This is a genomic window from Mycolicibacterium helvum (assembly GCF_010731895.1).
GTDB classification, from domain to species: domain Bacteria; phylum Actinomycetota; class Actinomycetes; order Mycobacteriales; family Mycobacteriaceae; genus Mycobacterium; species Mycobacterium helvum.
Genome location: NZ_AP022596.1, coordinates 4,945,098 through 4,966,100, shown reverse-complemented (window position 1 = coordinate 4,966,100; position 21,003 = coordinate 4,945,098). Strand labels below are relative to the sequence as shown.

Sequence of the window (21,003 nt, the reverse complement as noted above, 5' to 3'; positions counted from 1 at the left end):
CGCGATGACAACCGTCAAGAACTTCATCAACGGCGAACTGGTCGACTCCATCAGCGGGGGCACCATGCCGATCGTCGACCCGTCGACGGGTGAAAAGTACGGCACTGCACCGATTTCCAACGAGCAGGACATCGACAGCGCTTACGCTGCGGCAGCTGCGGCGTTCGCCGACTGGAAACGGACCACGCCGTCGCATCGGCAGAAGGCGTTGCTGAGTTTCGCTGACGACATTGAAAGGCATGCGGAAAGCCTGGTCGCGGCCGAAGGCCGGAACACCGGCAAGCCCAACCATGTGACGGCGGCCGAGGAGATCCCGCCGATGGTCGACCAGATCCGGTTCTTCGCAGGTGCCGCAAGGATTTTGGAAGGCAAGTCGGCCGGTGAATACATGGCCGATCACACGTCGTGGATCCGTCGCGAACCGGTCGGGGTGATCGGTCAGGTGGCACCCTGGAACTATCCGATGATGATGGCGATCTGGAAGTTCTGTCCTGCCATCGCCGCGGGCAACACCGTCGTACTCAAGCCCAGCGACACCACGCCGGTAACCACCGTGATGCTGGCCGAGATCGCCGCCAAGCACTTCGGGCCCGGCGTGCTCAACGTCGTGTGCGGCGACCGGGTGACCGGCGCAGCCGTCGTCGCGCATCCGACCCCGCAGATGGTGTCGATCACCGGGTCGGTTGCCGCCGGCCGCGCGGTGGCGGTCAGTGCGGGTGGCCATCTCAAGCGCACCCACCTCGAGTTGGGCGGTAAGGCGCCGGTGATCGTGTTCGACGATGCCGACATCGCCACTGCCGCAGAGGGAATCGCGACCGCCGGTTACTTCAACGCCGGTCAGGACTGCACCGCGGCCACCCGGGTACTGGCGCACGCCGGCATCGCCGAGGAGCTGATCGCAGCGCTGGCCGAACAGGCCAAGGGCGCGGCCACCACCTTCGGCCGGGCGGCCGACGATGAGGACGCCTGGGTGCCCCCAGTCAACAACCTCAACCAGCTCGACCGGGTGCTCGGCTTCCTGTCCGACGTGCCGTCGCACGCCACGGTTGCGGCCGGCGGAAACCGTCAGGGCGACAAGGGTTTCTACATCGAACCGACGGTGATCGGCGGGCTGCTGCAGGACGACCGGCAGGTCCAGGAGGAGATCTTCGGACCGGTGATCACTGTGCAGTCGTTCGCCGACGAGGACGAGGCTCTTCGCTTGGCCAACGGCACCGAGTACGGGCTGGCGTCCTCGGTGTGGACCAGGGACATCTCCCGCGCGATCCGGGTGTCCAATGCGCTGGACTTCGGCTGCGTGTGGATCAACACCCACATCCCGTTGGTCGCCGAAATGCCGCACGGCGGCTACAAGTCCTCAGGGCACGGCAAGGATCTCTCGATGTACGGCTTCGAGGACTACACCCGCATCAAGCACGTGATGGCTTATACCGGCTGACGCACGCCCGCGCGGTCAGTGCGTGACGGGTGTGCGGCGCGAGCCGCCGAACATTCCTCGCCAGCCGCGATGCCGGTGCTCCTCGTCGACTTCGACCGACTCCGGACCACGATGGCGGCGCGGTGCCTTGATGACCGTTGTGGCGGCCGTATCGTGCTCGTCGGCAACGGGTTCGGCGACGACCGGTCGCTGTGTGTAGCGCACGTCACGCAGGCTGCGCACCGACACCCGGCCCAGGGCCATCCCGCCGAAGAAGATGATCAGGGCTCCCAGCCCGCTGAAGAAGCCCAGCTCGATCGCCAGCCGCCCGGCCGTGGTGTTGGACACCGGCGAGCCCAAGTCGCCCAGCTGCAATGGGCTGGCGAAGAGCCGTCCCACCACGAACCACACGCCCGCGACGACCGCGAGCCAGCTGCCGAACACGGCGGTCGCCCGATTACGTGACATCAGCAACAGCACGCCGCCCAGCACGGTCACCACACCGGGCAGAACCTCCAGCCAGCCGCGAGCGGAGGTCCACGCCCACGTGACAGTGGGATCGTAGGCGAAGTTGAAGTACGGCCCCACGAACGGAATCAGCGCGCCCCACGCGCCCAGCAGGATGAGCAGGAAACCGCTTGCCGCGCCGCGGCTGCGCGCGATCTCCATCCGGCTCGCACCAGCATCGATGCGGGTGTCTACGTCTTTCATGACGCCTCCTTGGTTCCAGGGGATATCCCCCGTGATGACGCACGAGTACCCCTGTCTCTCGAGCCTCTAACCGACCCGGCTCCAGGCAACGGACAGCAAGTTCACAGTCACATGCGACCGTCACGGGGAATACCGTTAGCTTTGCTAACGTAGTTTGTGTTGGGCGCAACGGAGCGCCCCCACATTCCTTCTTGTTTCTCTAGCTTTTTATGGAGTTTCGTCATGCCGACTGATACTCGCGAAGCCCGGTTCGAGCAGCGCGTCACCGATCTCTACGCCACTGATCCGCAGTTCGCGGCCGCCGCGCCTGACCCGGCCGTCACAGCGGCCGCCGCACAATCGGGCCTGAGCCTGCCCCAGGTCATCAAGATCGTCTTCGACGGATACGCCGACCGCCCCGCGGTCGGTCAGCGCGCAGTCCGGTTCGTCGAGGACCCGCAAACCCATCGCACCACTGCCGAATTGATGGCTCAGTTCGACACCATCACCTACCGCGAGCTGTGGGACCGCGTACTGGCGGTCGCGGGCGCCTGGTCCGGCCGCGCCGTCAACACCGGCGACCGGGTGGCCATCCTGGGGTTCACCAGCGTCGACTACACCACCATCGATCTCGCGCTGGCCCAACTGGGTGCGGTGTCTGTGCCGCTGCAGACCAGCGCCGGTGCGACCCAACTGCAACCGATCGTTGCCGAGACAGAACCGACGGTGATCGCATCGAGCATCGACAACCTCGACGACGCCGTCGATCTCGTGCTCGCCGGACCGGCACCGAAGCTGTTGGTGGTTTTCGACTTCCACCCCGAGGTCGACGATCAGCGCGAGTCGCTGGCCGCCGCCCGCGACCGTCTGGCCGGCACGCAGGTCACGGTGACCACCCTTGCTGACGAAATCGCTTATGGCGCCAGCCGTTCCATTGGGCCTGCGGCCACCTCCGAGGCCGATCCGCTGGCCCTGCTGATCTACACCTCCGGCAGCACCGGTGCCCCGAAGGGCGCTATGTACCCAGCCCAGAAGGTCGCCGACATGTGGACGGCCGCGGCTGCGCACTGGGACGACAAGCAGGGCGCCTACCCCGCGATCGTGCTGAGCTTCATGCCGATGAGTCATGTGATGGGCCGCGGCGCGCTCTACGGAACGCTGAGCGCTGGCGGCACAGTCTATTTCGCCGCCCGTCCGGATCTATCGACGTTCCTGGAAGACCTGGCACTGGCCCGCCCCACCCAACTGAACCTGGTTCCGCGGGTGTGGGACATGATCCACCAAGAAGTGCAAAGCGCGATCGACCGGCAGCCGTCTGATGAGGCAGAGGTGTTGGCCGACAAGCGCACCAGCCTGTTGGGCGGCCGGTTCGTATCGGTGATGACTGGCTCTGCACCGATCGCGCCCGAACTCAAAGCCTGGGTCGAGAATTTCGCGGACATGCACCTGATCGAGGGGTACGGCTCCACCGAGGCCGGTGCGGTGTTCGTCGACGGCGTCGTGCGCCGTCCCCCGGTCACCGACTACAAGCTGGTGGACGTTCCCGAACTCGGCTACTTCGGCACCGACCTGCCGCATCCGCGCGGCGAGTTGCTGGTCAAGACGACGCAGCTGTTCCCCGGTTACTACAAGCGACCCGAAGTGACCGCCACGATGTTCGATGAGGACGGCTTCTATCGCACCGGCGATATCGTCGCCGAGCCCGCCCCCGACCACCTGCAGTACGTCGACCGGCGCAACAACGTCCTCAAGCTCTCCCAGGGCGAGTTCGTCACGGTGTCGAAGCTGGAAGCCGCATTCCTGGGCAGCCCGCTGGTGCAGCAGATCTACCTGTACGGCAACAGCGCCCGGCCCTACCTGCTGGCCGTCGTGGTGCCCACCACTGAAGCAGCGGCCGGACACGACGCGGCGGAGCTCAAGGCCCTGATCGGCGAATCACTGCAGGACGTGGCCCGCACCACCGGGTTGCAGTCCTACGAGATCCCACGCGATTTCCTCATCGAGACAACGCCTTTCACCGTCGAGAACGGCCTGCTGACCGGTATCCGCAAGCTGGCGTGGCCCCGCCTGAAAGAACGCTACGGCTCTGCGCTGGAACAGCTCTACACCGATCTGGCCGAAGGCCAGGCCGACGAGCTGCGTGCACTTCGGCAGAGCGGCGCCGACGCTCCGGTGCTGGTGACCATCACCCGCGCCGCCGGCGCACTGTTGGGCGCCGGGGCCGCAGACCTGCAACCCGACGCGCACTTCACCGACCTGGGTGGAGATTCGCTCTCGGCGCTGACCTTCGCCAACCTGCTCAACGAGATCTTCGCGATCGAGGTGCCGGTGGGCGTCATCGTCAGCCCGGCCAACGACCTACAGGCCATCGCCGGCTACATCGAGGCCGAGCGGAGTTCGGGCAGCAAGCGGCCGACCTTCGCCTCCGTTCACGGTGCCGGCGCCACCGAGGCGCACGCCAGTGATCTGACACTGGACCGCTTCATCGATACCGCGACACTGGCCGCCGCGCCGCAACTCCCCCCGGCGAGCAGCGAGATCCGCACCGTACTACTCACCGGCGCAACCGGATTCCTGGGTCGCTACCTCGCCCTGGAATGGCTGGAGCGAATGAGCCTGGTCGACGGCACGGTGATCGCCCTGGTGCGCGCCCGCACCAACGAGGATGCCCGCCGCCGACTGGATGCGACGTTCGACAGCGGCGATCCCGAGCTGCTGGCGCATTATCGCGAACTGGCCGAAGGGCATCTCCAGGTCATCGCCGGTGACAAGGGCGAGGAGAACCTCGGGCTCGACGCCCAGACCTGGCAGCGGCTGGCCGACACCGTCGATCTGATCGTCGATCCCGCCGCCCTGGTCAACCACGTGCTTCCGTACCGGGAATTGTTCGGCCCCAACGCTGTTGGTACCGCGGAACTGATCCGGATCGCGCTGACCAGCAAGGTGAAGCCGTTCGTGTATGTCTCGACGATCGGCGTCGGTGCCGGTATCACGCCGGGGCAGTTCGTCGAGGACGGCGATATCCGCTCAATCAGCCCGACCCGGGCGGTGGACGACTCCTACGCCAATGGTTACGGCAACAGCAAGTGGGCCGGCGAAGTTCTGCTGCGCGAGGCCAACGACCTGTGCGGCCTTCCGGTCTCGGTGTTCCGCTGCGACATGATCCTGGCCGACACTACCTACGGCGGCCAGCTCAACCTGCCCGATATGTTCACCCGGATGATGCTGAGCCTGGTGGCGACCGGGGTCGCGCCGGCCTCGTTCTACGAGCTCGACGCCGATGGCAACCGCCAGCGTGCCCACTATGACGGCCTGCCGGTGGAATTCATCGCCGAGGCGATCTCCACGCTGGGTGCTCAGGTCACCGAAGGATTCGAGACGTATCACGTGATGAACCCCTACGACGACGGCATCGGGCTCGACGAGTTCGTCGACTGGCTGGTCGAGGCCGGCTACCCGATCCAGCGGATCAACGAGTACGGCGCGTGGTTGCAGCGGTTCGAAACCTCGATGCGGGCACTGCCGGACCGCCAGCGCCAGTACTCGCTCCTACCGTTGCTGCATAACTACCAGCATCCGGAGCGGCCCGTCCGCGGATCGATCGCGCCGACCGAGCGGTTCCGCACTGCGGTTCAAGACGCGAAAATCGGTCCGGACAAAGATATTCCGCACGTCACACCGGAGGTCATCGTCAAGTACGTGACCGATCTACAGCTCCTCGGCCTGCTGTAGGCCGAACCCCCAGTCCTTCCCCAGGCAGGTTGGAGGTCTTCGCAGTAAGATTTCGCGCAGACTTCCAGCCCTTGGGGGCGGGCTGCGGGCGGTTCGGGAGCTTATGCGCAAAGACGTGGGCATGGCGGCGTCGATCCGGCAGTGGTGGCGTCAGCCCGATCAGTACAACTGGCTGTCCGAATACCTTGTGTCGCGCCAACTGCAGCGCTTCACCCGCGTCATGATCGCATCGATCGCCGCGATACTCGGCTTGGTGCCGATCGTGATGCTGTTCAGCCCGTCGGGCCCCCAAGGTGAGCTGCACCGGTCCGCGGCCATCATGATCTCGGTGGTGTGTGTCGGCGGGGCCTGCATCTGGGTGGCCGGCTGGCCGAGCCAACGCCAATCGACGCTGTTCGCCCTCGGCGGCAATGCGTGCGTGACCCTCGCCTGCCTGATCGCCGGGAGCCCGGTCACCGGTCTGCTGGCGTGCACCACCTTCGCACCGCTGGCCGGGTACGTGGCCTTGTTCCACTCCAGCCGGCTGCTGGCGGCGACGCTGGCCAACGCGGCCCTGGCCACCGCGATCGCCGCCGCACGGGTGGCCGATGACGGCGATATCGCGCTGGCGGCCGGCCACGTGGTGGGCGTGGCGATCGCGGTGCTGGCGGTTCCGTTCGCCGGTCAGGTGCTGCTGCACTTGTTGACCCTCGATGCGCTGATGTCGCATACCGATCCGCTGACCGGTCTGCGTAACCGGCGCGGTTACTACCAGTTGGCCGCGCGGCTGGTCGCCGCGGCGGATCGATCAGAGTCACGATGGCTGGCCGTGATCATGATCGACCTGGACGGGTTCAAGCAGATCAACGATCGTCACGGCCACGGCTTTGGCGACGCCGTTCTGATCGCGGTCGCCGACAATCTGCGGCGGGCCAGCGCGATGAACTCGGTCGTGGCCCGCCTCGGCGGCGAGGAGTTCCTGATCGCCGAACTGACCGAGCCGGGCGACCCTACCGCCAGTGCCGAGCGCCTGCGTGCGGCCGTCGCGGCCGCGCCGGGTGGCGTGACCGCCAGCGTTGGTATGGCGACGCTGGACCTGACCGACATCGACGAGCGGCCGGTCGCCACGACGATCGCGAAGTTGGCGGACACCGCCGATGCCGCGATGTACGAGGCCAAACGAGCGGGCGGCAACCAGGTTCGCTACCGCACTGCTATGGGCAACCACAGCTGACGTCGCGACCCTGGCGGGACTTCACGATCAGCTCTTGGAAATGAGTTGAACTCAACTTAAGATCGCACCTGTGGCGACAGCGATGACGATGCGAGGCATCCAGGCTCGGGAACGGCTGATCGAAGCCGCGACGGCGGAGTTGGCCGGCCCCGCGCCCTTCGAGGTCGCCGGGGTCGCGCGCCGGGCAGGAGTCAGCGCCGGATTGCCCTACCGCTACTTCGGCACCCGCACCGGCCTGCTCGTGGCCGTCGTCGACGCGTTCTACCAACGCTTCTCCGACTCGATCGCCCTTCGCAGCTATGACGCACCGACCTGGGCCGAACGGGAACGGCAACGCATTGCCGACTGGGTGCACTTCCTCTACGGGGAACCGGTGGCTGCCGCGATACTGGCCGGGCTCGGCGACGGCGAGCTGGCCACCGCACGCAGTCGCTGGCAGCAGGAGATGAGCAAGATCGGCGCGCGCAACATGGCCCAAGGGCAACGCGATGGCGAGATCCCTGCCGACCGTGACCCCGAATACCTGGCCGCCGCCACGATCGGCGGCACCAACGCGGTCGTCGCGGTGTGCTTGACCCGCGATCCCCGTCCACCCGCGCCCGACGTGATCGACCAGCTGTGGTCGTTCGTCGCCGGGGCGGTCGGCCTTGATCCAACCGCGAAAGGTTAAATCGATGTCCCACTACATATCCCGCAACGATGTTCGTGTTGAGAAGGTCGAGGATCTCTATGCCGACATCGCCGGGACATACCGATCGACCGCCACTACATCCGCGTCGGGCGTACCCAACTGCATCGAGTCCGACCTGGCGACGCTCGAGCGCGACGGATACCTCGTCATCGAAGGCCTGCTCTCGCCCCAGGCGTGCCAGGACATCGCCGCGACGGTGGACCCGCTGCTGGGGCCGGTCGGCCGAAATGTCTTCGAGGGCCTGCATACTCAGCGGGCCTACAGCCTGCTGACCAAGACCCGCATCTGCGACACCCTGGTCCAGCATCCGCGGGTGCTGGCACTGCTGGATCGGCTGTTGATGCCCAACTATCTACTGTCTCAGCTGCAGGCCATCAGGATCGGACCTGAGGAAACCGCGCAGTTCCTGCATTTCGATGACGGCATGTATCCGGTGCCGCGCCCGCGTCCGTCGTTGAGCGCGGCCACCATCTGGGCGATCACCGACTTCACTGCGGACAACGGCGCCACTGTGGTCATCCCGGGCAGCCACCACTGGGGCGACGACCGTAAGCCCACCGACACCGATGAGCATGTCAGTGTCGTGATGCCGGCCGGGTCGGTGGTGTTCTTCGTCGGCACGCTGTGGCACGGCGGCGGCGCCAACCATACCGCTGACCAGAGTCGGCTCGGCGTCACCGCGCAATACTGTGAGCCCTGGTTGCGCCCCCAAGAGGCCTTCACGCTGTCGACGCCTCCCGCCACGGTGCGGACCGTGTCGGAGGACATTCGCCGCATGCTCGGCTACAGCATCCATCCGCCGTTCATGGGCATGGTCGACGGCATGCACCCCAAGCGAATCCTGGAGATCAGATGATGGCGATCGCCAGCAGCACGACGGCCACCAGCGGGAACGCTCCCTGAGTGATGGCGGCGCGCGCCTTGTCCGGCGCGGACGCCAGCAGCACGACCGCCGCGGCGAGCATCGATCCGACGCCGGCGAACACCAGTGCCGCACCGATACCGTTGTGCCCCAGAATGATTGCGACAATACCGACGACGCTCACGATCGCCAGGAACAGGTTGTAGAAGCCCTGGTTGAGGGCCATCAGTTTGGTGGTCTCGGCTTCCTCGGCGCTGGTGCCGAACACCGCGCGGGTCCGCGGCGTCGTCCAGGTCAGTGATTCCATGGTGAAGATGTAGATATGCAGCAGCGCGGCGAGGCCGGCGAAAACCAGTGCGGCAGTGACCATTGGGGCTCCCATTATTCGAAAAGGCCGGACTGACCGAGTCCGCTGGCCCGCGGCGGTGGCACCATGCCGAGGTGGGTCCAGGCTAGCGGCGTCGCCACCCGGCCGCGGGGAGTCCGCGCGATCATGCCCGCGCGGACCAGGAATGGCTCGCACACCTCCTCGACTGTGGTGGCTTCCTCCCCCACCGCGACGGCCAGGGTGGACACCCCGACCGGGCCGCCGCCGAAACTCTTGGTCAACGCAGTGAGCACTGCGCGGTCGAGCCGGTCCAGGCCGAGTTCGTCGACGTCGTAAACAGCCAGCGCCGCCTTGGCGATATCGCGGGTGATGACCCCGTCGGCACGCACCTCGGCGTAGTCGCGCACGCGCCGCAACAGCCGGTTGGCGATACGCGGCGTGCCCCGCGATCGGCGCGCGATCTCGGCACCGGCCTCGGCTCCCACTTCAATGCCGAGGATGCCCCCCGAGCGGGCCAGCACTCGCTCCAACTCGGCGGGCTCGTAGAAGTCCATGTGTGCGGTGAACCCGAAGCGGTCGCGCAGCGGCCCGGTCAGTGCGCCCGACCGGGTGGTGGCACCCACCAGCGTGAAGGGGGCGACTTCGAGCGGAATCGACGTCGCCCCAGGGCCTTTGCCGACGACGACGTCGACGCGGAAGTCCTCCATGGCCAGGTACAGCATCTCCTCGGCGGGCCGGGCGATGCGGTGGATCTCGTCGATGAACAGCACATCGTGCTCGACGAGGTTCGACAGCATCGCAGCCAGATCGCCGGCCCGTTCCAGGGCAGGTCCGGAGGTGACGCGCAGCGAGGTGCCCAGTTCAGCGGCGATGATCATCGCCAGCGACGTCTTGCCCAGTCCCGGTGGACCGGACAGCAGGATGTGATCCGGTGTGCCGCCGCGATTCTTGGCGCCCTCCAGGACCAGCTGCAGCTGTTCGCGCACTCGTGGCTGGCCGATGAATTCGCGCAGCGAGCGCGGTCGCAGGCTGGCATCGATATCGCCTTCGCCGACGGTCAGCGCCGGCGAGACGTCCCGCTCTAGTTCCGCGTCCTCGTCGTCGGCGTCGAACCGGCTCACTTGGTCTTCCCCAGCAGTGACAGCGCCGCGCGCAGCGCACTCTGGGTGGTCGCATCCGGGTCACCGGCGAGCACCTTGTCGCATGCCTCCTCGGCCTGTTTGGCCGCAAAACCAAGTCCGACAAGGGCTTCGACCACTGGCGCCCGCACCGCATGACCGGTGGCCGCGGCCAGACCCGCACCGCCGGAGACCGCGCCGATCTTGTCCCGCAATTCCAGCACCATCCGTTCGGCACCACGTTTGCCGATGCCGGGTACCCGCGTCAAGGCGGTCACGTCACCGTCGGCCAGTGCCTGGCGCAGCGCGGTCGCGTCGTAAACGGCCAGCGTCGCCAGCGCGATCTTCGGCCCGACCCCGGACACCCCGAGCAGCGTCAAGAACAGGTCGCGCGCATCGGAGTCGGCGAAGCCGTAAAGCGTCTGGGAGTCCTCGCGCACGATCATCGCTGTGATCAGCCGGGCCTCGGTGCCGCGCCGCAGCGTCGCCAGCGTGGCAGGGGTGACCATCACCTTGTAGCCGACGCCGGCGGCCTCGATGACGACGTGATCGAGGGCGATGTCGAGGACTTCCCCGCGCACCGAGGCGATCATTTTGCGCTCCGTGACATCGGCTTTTTCGCGGCCTTCAGCCGGGCCTGGTAGGCACGTTTCTGTTCGGCGGCCATCGCCTCTGCCTGCGCCATGCGGGCGATCATCGGGGCGCGCCAGCAGTGGCAGATCGCCAGGGCCAGCGCGTCGGCGGCGTCCGCGGGCGTCGGCTTCTGCTGCAACTGCAGGATCCGGGTGACCATCGCGGTGACCTGTGCCTTGTCCGCCCGGCCGTTGCCGGTGACAGCGGCCTTCACCTCGCTGGGGGTGTGGAAATGCACGTCGATATCGCGGCGGGCGGCGGCCAGCGCGATGACCCCGGCGGCCTGGGCGGTGCCCATCGCGGTGTTCGCGTTCTGGTTGGCGAAGACCCGCTCGATCGCGATCACGTCGGGCAGGTGGGTGTCCATCCAATGGTCGACGGTGTCGCTGATGGTCATCAGGCGCCACTGGAGCGCCTCGTCGGCCGGGGTGCGCACCACATCGACATCCAGCGCGGTGACCTGGCGGCCGCCCCGACTCTCGATCACCGAGAGACCGCATCGCGTCAACCCCGGGTCGACTCCCATCACGCGCACGGATCGCCCTTTCCCACTACGAACAGCTGTTCGATAACAGTAGCGGGCCGGGCTGCCCGGATCGGTGATGACACGCCACGCGGATCGCTGAGCAGTGGCTATCGTCAGACCATGGGCCACAGTGCTCGACGGTGACACCGGTCAAACCGGTGGCATGCAACTGATCAGGCCTCGGTGTTGAACTGCGTCAGCGTGCCTTCCTGCGCTGCGCGGGCGAGTTCCTCGACGCGTTGACCGGACTGCTTCCACCCGCGCACCCGCTCGCTGCCCACCTTGGTTCCGTCGCGCCTGACGTTGATGGTCCACGACGCGCCAAGCCACTTGGACGCCAACCAAAACGGCCACAGCAGCATGAACGGCAGCACAACCAAGAAGATCAGCGCGTCGATGGTGGCGAACCCGGTCTCCCAGGGGATCGTCTTCCACCACCAGCGACGCACCGACCAGCCGACACCGTCGGGGTCGGTCACCTCCGCCATGCCCTAGCTCACTCGTCGATCTCGGCCAGGACCTCATCGGAGATGTCGGCGTTGGTGTACACGTCCTGCACGTCGTCGCTGTCCTCCAGCGCGTCGACGAGCTTCATGATCTTGCGGGCGCCGTCGGCGTCCAGCGGCACCGTCACCGAGGCCTGGAAACCGGCGTCGGCGGAGTCGTAGTCGATTCCGGCGTCCTGCAGCGCAGTGCGCACCGCGACCAGATCAGTCGGCTCGGAGATGACCTCGAAGCTCTCACCGAGATCGTTGACCTCTTCGGCGCCGGCCTCCAGGACCGCCAGCAGCACGTCGTCTTCGGACAGACCGTTCTTCTGCAGCGTCACCACGCCCTTGCGGGAGAACAGGTAGGACACCGACCCGGGGTCGGCCATGTTGCCGCCATTGCGGGTCATCGCGACCCGGACCTCACCGGCGGCGCGATTGCGGTTATCGGTCAGGCACTCGATGAGGACCGCGACACCATTGGGTCCGTAGCCCTCGTACATGATCGTCTGCCAGTCGGCGCCGCCGGCTTCTTCACCGGCACCACGCTTGCGGGCCCGCTCGATATTGTCGTTGGGGACCGAGGTCTTCTTGGCTTTCTGGATGGCGTCGTACAAGGTGGGGTTACCGCCCGGATCACCACCACCGGTACGGGCCGCGACCTCGATGTTCTTGATCAGCCGGGCGAACTCCTTGCCGCGGCGCGCATCCTTGACGGCCTTCTGGTGTTTGGTGGTAGCCCATTTGGAATGGCCGCTCATCGGGTTCTTCTCCGTACTTTCCGTCCTGCCATAACCCGACGAGTCTACTGGTCAGTGACCGTCGCCGAGCTATCCGTCCAGGCTGCGGCCCAGCCGGCCGCCCAGCGCGAGCCGGGCGATGAGGTCCAGCAGGTAGCCGACGAGGCCGATCACCAGAACGACAGCGACCACCTGGTCGTAAGCGAGTTGATCGCGGGCGTTGAGGATCTGGTAGCCCAACCCCGATCGAACCCCCAGCATTTCCGCGGGAACCAGGACGACCCAGGCGATGCCGAGTGCGAGGCGCAGACCCGTCTGAACGTGGCCGCGAATGGCCGGCAACACCACAGCGGTCAGCAGTTCGGTACGGGTGGCGTGAAAGGAGCGCGCGACGTGCAGGAAGCCGGGTTCGATGGCGCGCACACCCGCGACGGTGTTCAGCAGGATCGGCCACACCGCGGCGGCCGCGATCAGAAAGATCACCGGCTGGTTGCCGATCCCGAAGACCGCTAACGCGATCGGTGTCCACGACAGCGGGGAGATCATCCGCAGGAATTGCACCAACGGGGTGGCGGCACGTTCGACCGTCGTGTTCAGCCCGATCAGCAGCCCGGCCGGGACGCCGATAACCGCGGCGACGAGCAAACCCACCAGCAGCCGGTACAAGCTGTATCCGGTGTCCGACAGCAGCACCCCTCGACTGAGCAGTTCACCGACTGCGGGCAGCGCCTTCTGCGGTGCCGTCTGGCGTAGCAGCGATGTCGGGTCGCACAGCACCGAGGTGGCCAGCCACCACAGACCGACCGAAACGGCGACGGCGATCACCGGCGGCCAGACCCGGCGCCACACCCACCCGCGGGGCGAACTGGTGACGGGGACCGTGCTGCCGACGAGCGAATCGGCCGGGTCTGCCTGGGTGGTCGTCATAGCGGTTGCACCTCTTCGATTCGGGTGAGATCGGTGGGCAGCCCGAAGGCGGATGGACCGCCGTGGGCGTGCAGGGAGTGGCGCACGAACTGGTCGTCCACCAGGTCGAGGTGGACATGGGCGGGATCGAGGCGATCAAGGAATCGCCGGTCCCCGTCGACGACGGTGTCACCCATCGCCTCCAGCAACCGCTTCGTGAAGCTGGGAAAAGGAAAGGGCTGGAACCCGATATGTTGCGGCTGCCATTGCGGATGGGCGAACGGGTACGGCGCCGTGGGGTAAGTCAGCGCCGTCTGCACCGCCGGCAGCGGCTGGGGCAGATAGCGGCCGGAGAGCACCGCCGCGGCGGCCTTGCGGTCGGCGTTGATCTTCAGTTGCGCCGCCACGACGGCGTCGGTGACGGCCTGTATCGCGGCGGGCCGCGAGGCGATGACATCGTCGCGGGTGATGAGTACGCAGCAGGCGTGATCGCGCCACACGTCACCCAGGAAGGTATGGATGCGGCCGATCTTCTTGATCTGGGCCATCGCGTTGAACGGGTCGGCGACGACGTATCCGGCGATCGACCGGTTGGCCAGCGCCGGCACCATGTCCGATGGGCTCATCACGACGAGCTCGACGGTGCGCTCGGAGCGAGATGCGCTGCGGCGCACCACCGGTCGTAACCCGTTTGCCCGCAGCAGTTGCTGCAGAACGATGTTGTGAATGGACCACCAGAACGGGATCGCGACCTGGGCGCCAGCCAGATCGGACAGGTCGTGGATGTGCGGGGCGACGGTCAGCGCCGAGCCGTTGGTGTGGTTCCAGCCCAGCACCCGCACTCCCCCACCCAGGCCATAGCGCAGCTGCACCGCCATCGGCATCAGCAGGTGCACGACGTCGACCTGGCGGCTGATGAACGCCTCGGCCAGCGCGGCCCAGCTGCGGAACAGCGTCGGCTTCGCCGAACTCACCACACCGGCCGGATACAGCGTCGCGCTGTGGGCAATGAGCAGTGGTGCGGCGTCGGTGATCGGCAGATATCCGATCCGCAGTTGCCCACTGACGTTGGCGGCGTTGGTGGTTGCACTGCGAGTCAGATCGGCGATACCGAGCAGACCACCGGTGGCGGCCAGCCCTGCTGCTCCCGCCAGCAGCCGTCGCCGGGACAGGCCCGTCACCGGAGGGATCCGGCGGTCTGGTGGTAGTGGTCCAGGATCACGCGGCGCAGCTCGACTGTGTCGTCGGCGGTCGGTGCGCCGACGATCTGCCACTGACCATGCAGTGCACTGTCCGAACCCAGTAAGACCACCCGGTCGGCCAGCCCGAGCGCCTCGTCGACGTCGTGGGTAACGAGCACAACGGTGATCGTCAGGGCGGCAGCCAGATCGGCCAGCCAGCGTTGCAGGTCGTTCTTGGTGGCGGGGTCTAGCGCGCTGAACGGTTCGTCGAGCAGCAGCAATACCGGGTTGGTAGCGACAGCCCGCAGAATGGCCACCCGTTGGGCCTGCCCGCCGGAGAGCTGGTCGGGATACCGTGCCGCGAGTGAGTCGATGCCGAATCGCTGCATCAGCTGGGCCACGTGCTTGTCGTCGAACGCGTGCCGGTGAGCGCCGAATCGTCGGGCAAAGCATACGTTTTCGGTTACCGTAAGCCACGGCATGAGCAGGGGTTGTTGAAAGACGACCCCGGTTCGCGGGCGGCCCTCGGCGCCCGACCAGGCGATCTCACCGGTCGAGAGGGTGTCCAGTCCGGCAAGCACCCGCAGCAGCGTGGACTTTCCGCTGCCGCTGCGCCCGAGCACCGCCAGGAATTCCCCGCCTTCGATGGTCAGGTCGATATCGCGCAGCGCGGTTGTCGCCCCAAACCGCTTGGTGCCCGCGCTTATTCGTACCGTCTCAGTTCCCACCGCAGTTGTCCTTCCGAAGGTGATTGAACGGGCAGGAAAGCCGCTTCCCTAAACCGCCGGTTGGCACTGTTGCCTCGTACGTAGCCGGCTCCGCCGACGAGGGTGGATTCCAGCCGGGTCGCGGCCAACGCCGCGCCGGCGGCCTCGAGCCGTAGCCGGATCAGGTCCGCGATGCTCGCTGGTGAGGTGCCGCGGGCGAATTCGTAGAGACGGTTGCGCAGCGCAGCGGCACGTTCGCCGAGTGCGGTGATGTCGTCGGCGAACGGATCGGCCAGCACACCGTCGGCGTGGCTCGCGCCGGCGACTGCCGCCCGGGTGACACCGACACAGAAAGCCGTCTGCGCCAACAAGAATGCCGGCCGGATAGCGGCGACGAACCCCGCCAGATCAGTGCTGATGATCTGGTCCGGGCCCACCGCCACCTCCTCGAGTCGCAACGAACTCGACACAGTCGCATTCAGCGCCATCAGTGTGGGCGGCGGGTCGACGGTGACACCAGGTGTGGCGGCATCGATCGCGACCACATGGCTCGTGCCGGTGTCGTCGCGGGCGGGCAACACGATCACCGCATCGTCGAACAGGTTGGACGCCCAGCGGATTGGGCCACTGAGTGTCAAGCCGTCACCGCGCCAGCGAGCGACCACAGGCACCTCGCCAAGGCCGGCCACCTGTTTGATTCCGGCGGCCATGGCGGTGACCCCGATGCGGGAGCCGGTACGCAACGCCTCGATGTGTCCCTCACGCAGTTGTGGCGAACCGTGGCTCAGGTACGTCAGCGCCATGACGTGCGCCCAGGTGCTGAACGCGACCGTGAGGCTCTCGGTGGCGATGTCGTCGATGAGCCCGACGATCTCGGGCAGACCGGTATCGGACAACGCGGCATCGAACAGGCCGGCGGCACCGAGACCAGCGAGGTCAGTGCGCACATCGACGCCAGGCTCGTCCAACGCGGCTGCCCGCCCCGCGACGGTGCGGACGGCCGCAGCCACTGTCGCGGCACGGTTTTCGGTGAGCGCCCTGGTCATCTCCGGTCCTCGTCGAGCCGGTGCAGCCGGTCGATCGGAGTCGACACCGCATCGCGGGCACGCCGCACCGCGGCTTCGTCCGGGGCGTCGTAGAAGCACAGGCATTTGTCCATGTCCTCGCGGACGTAGGTGCGCAAGAAGCTGACCTCAGGCACGTCGGCGTAGCGCGGCGCGTTGGCCTTCTTGCGCGCGAGGTAGGAATCCATGTCGAGCTCGGCGGGAAGGTCCCACTCGACCAGGTAGCCCGCGGCGGGCCGGGCCGCCTTCACGTCCTCGAGTGCGGCACCCACCAGCCGGACCTGGTGTGGGCCGGTGACTTCAGCCCCACCCAGTGCGGCTGCATCCAGGTTCGGCGCCTCCCCGGCGCTGAACTCGGCCACAGCGAAGATCCGACGGGCCGCGGTGACCTGCGCTTCGATCAGATCGCCGCCGAGGCGCTGGATCAGCGCGTCGACCTCCTTGAGCAGCTGGTTGGCGTCGGCACTGGCGGGGGCGATCTCGTAGAGATAGAGGGACACGGTAGCTCTTTCGTCGTCGGCTCGGTTCCACGACGGTTGCATGAACAGACCGGTCTGTCCACTGCCCCTGATGGGCTACTCTGCCTCTATGACGTCGACCGCGCAGCCATCCGCGGCCCAGCCCGAGACGGGCTCCCGGCCCGCCGAACGGCTGTTGCGTACCGCCGCGAAACTCTTTGCTTCACAAGGGATTCGGGCCGTGGGCATTGATCAGATTCTGCGTGAAGCGGGGGTGGCAAAGGCGAGCCTTTACAGTACCTACGGCTCAAAAGACGCCCTGGTGCTGGCCTACCTGAATGATTTGGATCAGGCTGATCGCAACCGCTGGCTGCACGCGGCCACAGCGAAGCCTGACGCAGTGGACAAAGTCCTGCTGTTCTTCGACCTGGCCGCCTTGGCGGCGACAGCGCGCGACTTCCGAGGCTGTCTTTATGCCAATGCGGCCACCGAGTTCCCCGGGGTCGAACTCGAACCCGTGGCCGCGCACCGGCGCTGGCTGCTGGAGGTCCTCGAGAGCCTGCTTGCCGATGCGGGAGTGGGCGACCCGGAGAGCCTGGCAAGGCAGATCCAACTGCTGTACGACGGCGCGCTGGTGGGCTCCAAGATTTCGCGGTCCACCGACCCGATCACCCAGGCACGGTCCTGGGCGGCCGAGCGAATTGCGGCAACGCTCACCTGACGTCGGCCCGAACGCCGAGCGTGCGGGTTGTCGGTGAAATTACCGACGAACTTCAACGAGATCCCCCACGCTTGGCGTTAGCCCAAATCGCCGTCGATGTAGCGCTGCAGGTTCGGCGCGATGGCCGCGACGATCTCGTCCTCACGCATCGACGCGACGGGTTCGATCTTCCAGATGTAGCGCATCATCGCCAGCCCCATGATCTGAGATGAGATCAGACCGCTGCGCTTGCGGCGGTCGTCGGTGTCGATACCCAGCTGCGAGGCCCCCATCAGCTGGCCCTCGACGATTCTGCGCAGCTTCTCGCGGGTGGTGGCCTCATGAGCCGCGGTCTGCAACACCGCCCGCAGAATCGGGCCGATCTCGTCGTCGGCCCAGGCGCGCAGCATCAGGTGCAAGAGCGCCTCCCCGAGCTGCGCGACCGGCGTCGTCCAGGTTTTCGCCACGCTTTCGAGCCAGCGCTGCGGCGGGTTCGTCGCCGCGTCGAGCAGGCCGTCCTTGGAGCTGAAGTAGTGATACACCAGGGCCGGGTCGACATCGGCGGCACGGGCCACTGCCCTGATCGTGGTGCCCGCTGACCCATGCTGGGCGAACTCACCGCGGGCGGCCTCGAGGATCCGGGCAGACAGGACGCCCTTTTCATCGCGCGGTCCTGGGGGCGTGTTCTTCGGCACGACGACGAGCCTAGCAATAGTTTCTCGTTGCGTTGAGACTAGTTTCAACGTAGCGTGAAACTCATGACGACCGAACGACTCCTGAACGGGCCGCAGACCACCGGCCGGGAGTACCGAAACCTCAGCACGCCGGACCACGGCACGACCACCGATATCAACGTCACCGTCCCCATGCGCGACGGCGTCACGCTGCTCGCCGACGTGCACCGCCCGGACGGCCCAGCAGCGAAGGGCGCGCGCTTCCCCGCCCTGATCGCCGCGTCGCCCTACCCCCGGCAGATCCAGGACCTCGGCGCCCCGGCCGGGTTCATCGAAGCGGGCGCGACCGACTTCTGGGTGCCGCGCGGCTACGGGCACGTCATCGCCAACCTGCGCGGCACCGGTGGCTCCGGCGGCACCTTCGGCTTCTTCGACGCCCAGGAACGCCGCGACATGTACGACCTCGTGGAGTGGGTGGCCGGCCAGCCGTGGTGCGACGGCAACGTCGGGATGATCGGCATCAGCTATTTCGCGATGACCCAGCTGGAGGCCGCCGTCGAACGCCCGCCCCATCTCAAGGCCATCTTCCCGGTGGCGGTCACCGCCGACCTGTACGACGCCGCGGTGCACCACGGCTTATCCAGCGCGTCGTTCGTGACGCCGTTCCTGTCCATGCTGGGGCTGACTGCCGCCCGCAGCGACTCGTTCTGGCGCAGCCGGCCATTGGGCCTGGCGCGCTGGGTGCTCAACACCAAGCCGCTGCACCACAAGTTCGCCACCATGAACGGCGAGGCGGCGGTGACGATGATGCGCGGGCTGCTCAAGGTGCCGCACGACCCGCATCCCTGGGACGACCTGTGGCTCGATGCCGCGGTGCGCCATCCCACCCGTGACGCCTGGTGGGACGAGCGAAACCTGCTGCCGCTGCTCGAAAATATCGATATTCCAGTCTATTTGGGCTGTGACTGGCAGAACGTGCCGCTGCACCTGCCGTCGACCTTCACCACCTTCGCCGGCCTGACCAACAGTCCGGCGGTCCAGATGGGCATGCTCGGCCAGTACGGCTTGACCTGGCCATGGGAGAGCCTGCACGTCGAAGCGCTGGCGTGGTACGACCATTGGCTCAAGGGCCGCGACACCGGAATCCTCGACGGTCCGGCCATCCGCTACGTCCTGCCCGGCACCGACGAGTGGCGCACCGCCGACTCCTGGCCACCGGCCGGCACCCATCGTGAACTCGCCCTGCGCGCCGACGGCGGACTCGACGACGACGAAGGAGCTCATGGGGCAAGGGAATTCATGGTGCTCGGCGCCGGATTAGGCCGGGCCAAGCCCAGTGAGATCGATCCTCCGTCGTCACTGACGTGGACCGGTGAGCCGCTGACCGAGGCGATCGACGTCGTCGGCGACGTCGAGCTGCGCCTGGTGGCCAGCGCCACCGCAGCCGACACCGCGTGGATCGTCACGCTGACCGACGTCGCCCCGGACGGCAGCACCGAGGCCGTCACCGCCGGCTGGCTGCGGGCCAGCCTGCGCGAGGTGGACGCAGCGGCCAGCCGGCCCGGCGCGCCGGTACTGCCGTGCCGCCTCCCGGGCGCGGTACCCATCGGTGAAGACGTGGAGTATCGAATTCCATTGGTGCCCAATGCCCATCATTTCGCAGCTGGTCATCGCATCCAGGTCACGATCACCAGCGACGACCAGGACCCCGACATTCCCGCGATCATGAACTTCCGCCATGCCAGCGTGGGAACCAGCAGCATCAACACCGTGCGCTCGTCGTCGCGGCTACTGCTACCCGTTCTGAGCTGAACCGAAGACCAGCGCCAGTTTCACCAGAGCCAGAGACGGCGCCCGACCGCATAGACCGATCGGGCAAGCTAGAGCGCGCGCCACCAACTGGTCGGCCGCACCACAGGCGAATTACTCTGCCAAGCCGGGCGCCACAGGCCCAGCGTGGATTTGGCGGGCTGACCCTCCAGCATGTGCCGCACCCGACGACCCAACCAGTTGCGTGATGCTGCCACCACGACCTCCTACCGTTGTGCCGCGATCCAAGACACCGAGTATGGATGAGCGTCCCGGCAGACGGAGTTGGCCCAGATTGACGTCATCTAAACGTCAGTCGAAGAATTGGTGGCACTCGTCAACCGAATAACCGGTACCGGCCGGTGAAAGTGTAGGCCACCATCGTTAGTCGCCCGGCGACCGGGAGGCGCCCAGGTTGACCAGCGGGAGGAACACGTCGTCGACGATCCCCTCCAGCACGTCGTTGGGAACCGGCTTCAGACGCACCATCAGCTCGTAGCGGAACAACTCGACCGGCACCCGTGCCACTCGCTCGCTGATCTGGCCCGGTTTGACCTCGCCGCGCGCAACGGCCTGCGCGATGATCTCGTCGAGCACGGTGGTCCGATCGCCCTCGACGACGGCAGCAAGTTCGGCGAGGTTGGTGCCGGCGTCGCGATAGAACCCGCCGAGCCGGGTGAACACCAATATGGCCATCCGCGAACGAAGTTCGTTCGCAGCCTTGAGCAGCGCGACGACATCCCCGCGCAACGACCCGGTGTCCGGCATCGGGACAGCATCCGATCTCACGTGGTCCAGCAGGGTTGCCAGCACCAAGTCCTTCTTGTTGGGCCACCGGCGATACAACACGGCACGGCTGGTGCCCGCGCGCGTTGCGACCGCGTCGATGGTCAGGTCGTCGTATCCGGTCTCGGTCAGCTCTAACCACGCCGCGTCCAGCAGCGCTTTCTCCAGCACCTCTCCGCGGCGGCGCTGCGGCGGCACATCCTCTTTAAGAGACATTGCGTTTCCTAAATAGCCGGGCTATGGTCCATAAGGGACGGTTCGTATCTTAATGGAAGGGACG

21 protein-coding genes are annotated in these 21,003 nt (G+C 66.8%); 7 read left to right on the top strand and 14 right to left on the bottom strand.

The features are described 5' to 3' along the window. Positions 1-4: 4 nt before the first annotated feature. Positions 5-1,438: a gamma-aminobutyraldehyde dehydrogenase gene (locus tag G6N38_RS23385; RefSeq protein ID WP_163750358.1), complete on the top strand. Its 1,434-nt coding sequence runs from the start codon at positions 5-7 to the stop codon at positions 1,436-1,438. Positions 1,439-1,453: 15 nt separating this feature from the next. On the opposite strand, the gene G6N38_RS23380 is transcribed toward G6N38_RS23385, so the two are convergent. Next, positions 1,454-2,128 carry a hypothetical protein gene (locus G6N38_RS23380; RefSeq protein WP_163750357.1) on the bottom strand — a complete coding sequence of 225 codons (675 nt, stop codon included), beginning with the start codon at positions 2,126-2,128 and terminating at the stop codon, positions 1,454-1,456. Between the two features lie 222 nt (positions 2,129-2,350). Here G6N38_RS23380 and car point away from each other — a divergent pair, with 222 nt between their 5' ends. From car to G6N38_RS23360, 4 genes are all read left to right on the top strand, one after another. Next, positions 2,351-5,839, top strand: a complete 3,489-nt coding sequence (gene car / locus G6N38_RS23375) for a carboxylic acid reductase (RefSeq protein ID WP_163750356.1) — start codon at positions 2,351-2,353, stop codon at positions 5,837-5,839. Between the two features lie 121 nt (positions 5,840-5,960). Beyond that, complete coding sequence (locus G6N38_RS23370; protein WP_246227396.1) at positions 5,961-7,052, top strand: GGDEF domain-containing protein; 1,092 nt, start codon at positions 5,961-5,963, stop codon at positions 7,050-7,052. Between the two features lie 70 nt (positions 7,053-7,122). Then, positions 7,123-7,722 (top strand): TetR/AcrR family transcriptional regulator, encoded by a 600-nt coding sequence (locus G6N38_RS23365; RefSeq protein ID WP_197748099.1) that lies wholly within the window; start codon positions 7,123-7,125, stop codon positions 7,720-7,722. A gap of 16 nt (positions 7,723-7,738) precedes the next feature. After that, positions 7,739-8,599, top strand: coding sequence for a phytanoyl-CoA dioxygenase family protein (locus G6N38_RS23360; protein WP_163752303.1), 861 nt, complete (start codon positions 7,739-7,741; stop codon positions 8,597-8,599). Here G6N38_RS23360 and G6N38_RS23355 read toward each other — a convergent pair. From G6N38_RS23355 to G6N38_RS23305, 11 genes are all read right to left on the bottom strand, one after another. Continuing rightward, on the bottom strand, positions 8,592-8,975 hold the full coding sequence (locus G6N38_RS23355; RefSeq protein ID WP_163750355.1) for a DUF1304 domain-containing protein: 384 nt from the start codon (positions 8,973-8,975) through the stop codon (positions 8,592-8,594). The genes G6N38_RS23360 and G6N38_RS23355 overlap by 8 nt on opposite strands. Before the next feature lie 11 nt (positions 8,976-8,986). Further along, entirely contained in the window at positions 8,987-10,054 is a 1,068-nt protein-coding gene (gene ruvB / locus G6N38_RS23350; protein ID WP_163750354.1) for a Holliday junction branch migration DNA helicase RuvB, read from the bottom strand. Then, positions 10,051-10,644: a Holliday junction branch migration protein RuvA gene (ruvA, locus tag G6N38_RS23345; protein WP_163750353.1), complete on the bottom strand. Its 594-nt coding sequence runs from the start codon at positions 10,642-10,644 to the stop codon at positions 10,051-10,053. The genes ruvB and ruvA overlap by 4 nt, the downstream gene beginning before the upstream one ends. Then, positions 10,641-11,219 carry a crossover junction endodeoxyribonuclease RuvC gene (gene ruvC, locus G6N38_RS23340; RefSeq protein ID WP_163750352.1) on the bottom strand — a complete coding sequence of 193 codons (579 nt, stop codon included), beginning with the start codon at positions 11,217-11,219 and terminating at the stop codon, positions 10,641-10,643. Before ruvC ends, ruvA begins: the two co-directional genes overlap by 4 nt. 164 nt (positions 11,220-11,383) lie before the next feature. Further along, positions 11,384-11,698, bottom strand: coding sequence for a hypothetical protein (locus tag G6N38_RS23335; protein ID WP_163750351.1), 315 nt, complete (start codon positions 11,696-11,698; stop codon positions 11,384-11,386). An 8-nt stretch (positions 11,699-11,706) separates the two neighbouring features. After that, positions 11,707-12,459 carry a YebC/PmpR family DNA-binding transcriptional regulator gene (locus tag G6N38_RS23330; protein ID WP_163750350.1) on the bottom strand — a complete coding sequence of 251 codons (753 nt, stop codon included), beginning with the start codon at positions 12,457-12,459 and terminating at the stop codon, positions 11,707-11,709. Between the two features lie 69 nt (positions 12,460-12,528). Beyond that, positions 12,529-13,365 (bottom strand): ABC transporter permease, encoded by an 837-nt coding sequence (locus tag G6N38_RS23325; RefSeq protein ID WP_163750349.1) that lies wholly within the window; start codon positions 13,363-13,365, stop codon positions 12,529-12,531. Then, positions 13,362-14,525: an ABC transporter substrate-binding protein gene (locus G6N38_RS23320; protein WP_163750348.1), complete on the bottom strand. Its 1,164-nt coding sequence runs from the start codon at positions 14,523-14,525 to the stop codon at positions 13,362-13,364. Before G6N38_RS23320 ends, G6N38_RS23325 begins: the two co-directional genes overlap by 4 nt. Continuing rightward, on the bottom strand, positions 14,522-15,253 hold the full coding sequence (locus G6N38_RS23315) for an ABC transporter ATP-binding protein (protein WP_163750347.1): 732 nt from the start codon (positions 15,251-15,253) through the stop codon (positions 14,522-14,524). Before G6N38_RS23315 ends, G6N38_RS23320 begins: the two co-directional genes overlap by 4 nt. Then, positions 15,229-16,278: an acyl-CoA dehydrogenase family protein gene (locus G6N38_RS23310; protein WP_163750346.1), complete on the bottom strand. Its 1,050-nt coding sequence runs from the start codon at positions 16,276-16,278 to the stop codon at positions 15,229-15,231. Before G6N38_RS23310 ends, G6N38_RS23315 begins: the two co-directional genes overlap by 25 nt. Further along, the gene (locus tag G6N38_RS23305) at positions 16,275-16,796 is read right to left on the bottom strand and encodes a DUF4242 domain-containing protein (RefSeq protein WP_163750345.1); all 522 of its coding nucleotides are present in this window, start codon (positions 16,794-16,796) and stop codon (positions 16,275-16,277) included. Before G6N38_RS23305 ends, G6N38_RS23310 begins: the two co-directional genes overlap by 4 nt. A gap of 70 nt (positions 16,797-16,866) precedes the next feature. Between G6N38_RS23305 and G6N38_RS23300 the strand changes: the two genes are divergently transcribed. Then, positions 16,867-17,475, top strand: a complete 609-nt coding sequence (locus G6N38_RS23300) for a TetR/AcrR family transcriptional regulator (protein WP_163750344.1) — start codon at positions 16,867-16,869, stop codon at positions 17,473-17,475. A gap of 77 nt (positions 17,476-17,552) precedes the next feature. On the opposite strand, the gene G6N38_RS23295 is transcribed toward G6N38_RS23300, so the two are convergent. Next, positions 17,553-18,149 carry a TetR/AcrR family transcriptional regulator gene (locus G6N38_RS23295; RefSeq protein ID WP_163750343.1) on the bottom strand — a complete coding sequence of 199 codons (597 nt, stop codon included), beginning with the start codon at positions 18,147-18,149 and terminating at the stop codon, positions 17,553-17,555. A gap of 63 nt (positions 18,150-18,212) precedes the next feature. Between G6N38_RS23295 and G6N38_RS23290 the strand changes: the two genes are divergently transcribed. Next, positions 18,213-19,940 carry a CocE/NonD family hydrolase gene (locus G6N38_RS23290; RefSeq protein ID WP_163750342.1) on the top strand — a complete coding sequence of 576 codons (1,728 nt, stop codon included), beginning with the start codon at positions 18,213-18,215 and terminating at the stop codon, positions 19,938-19,940. Between the two features lie 381 nt (positions 19,941-20,321). On the opposite strand, the gene G6N38_RS23285 is transcribed toward G6N38_RS23290, so the two are convergent. Then, positions 20,322-20,939, bottom strand: a complete 618-nt coding sequence (locus G6N38_RS23285; RefSeq protein ID WP_179968441.1) for a TetR/AcrR family transcriptional regulator — start codon at positions 20,937-20,939, stop codon at positions 20,322-20,324. Positions 20,940-21,003 lie beyond the last annotated feature (64 nt).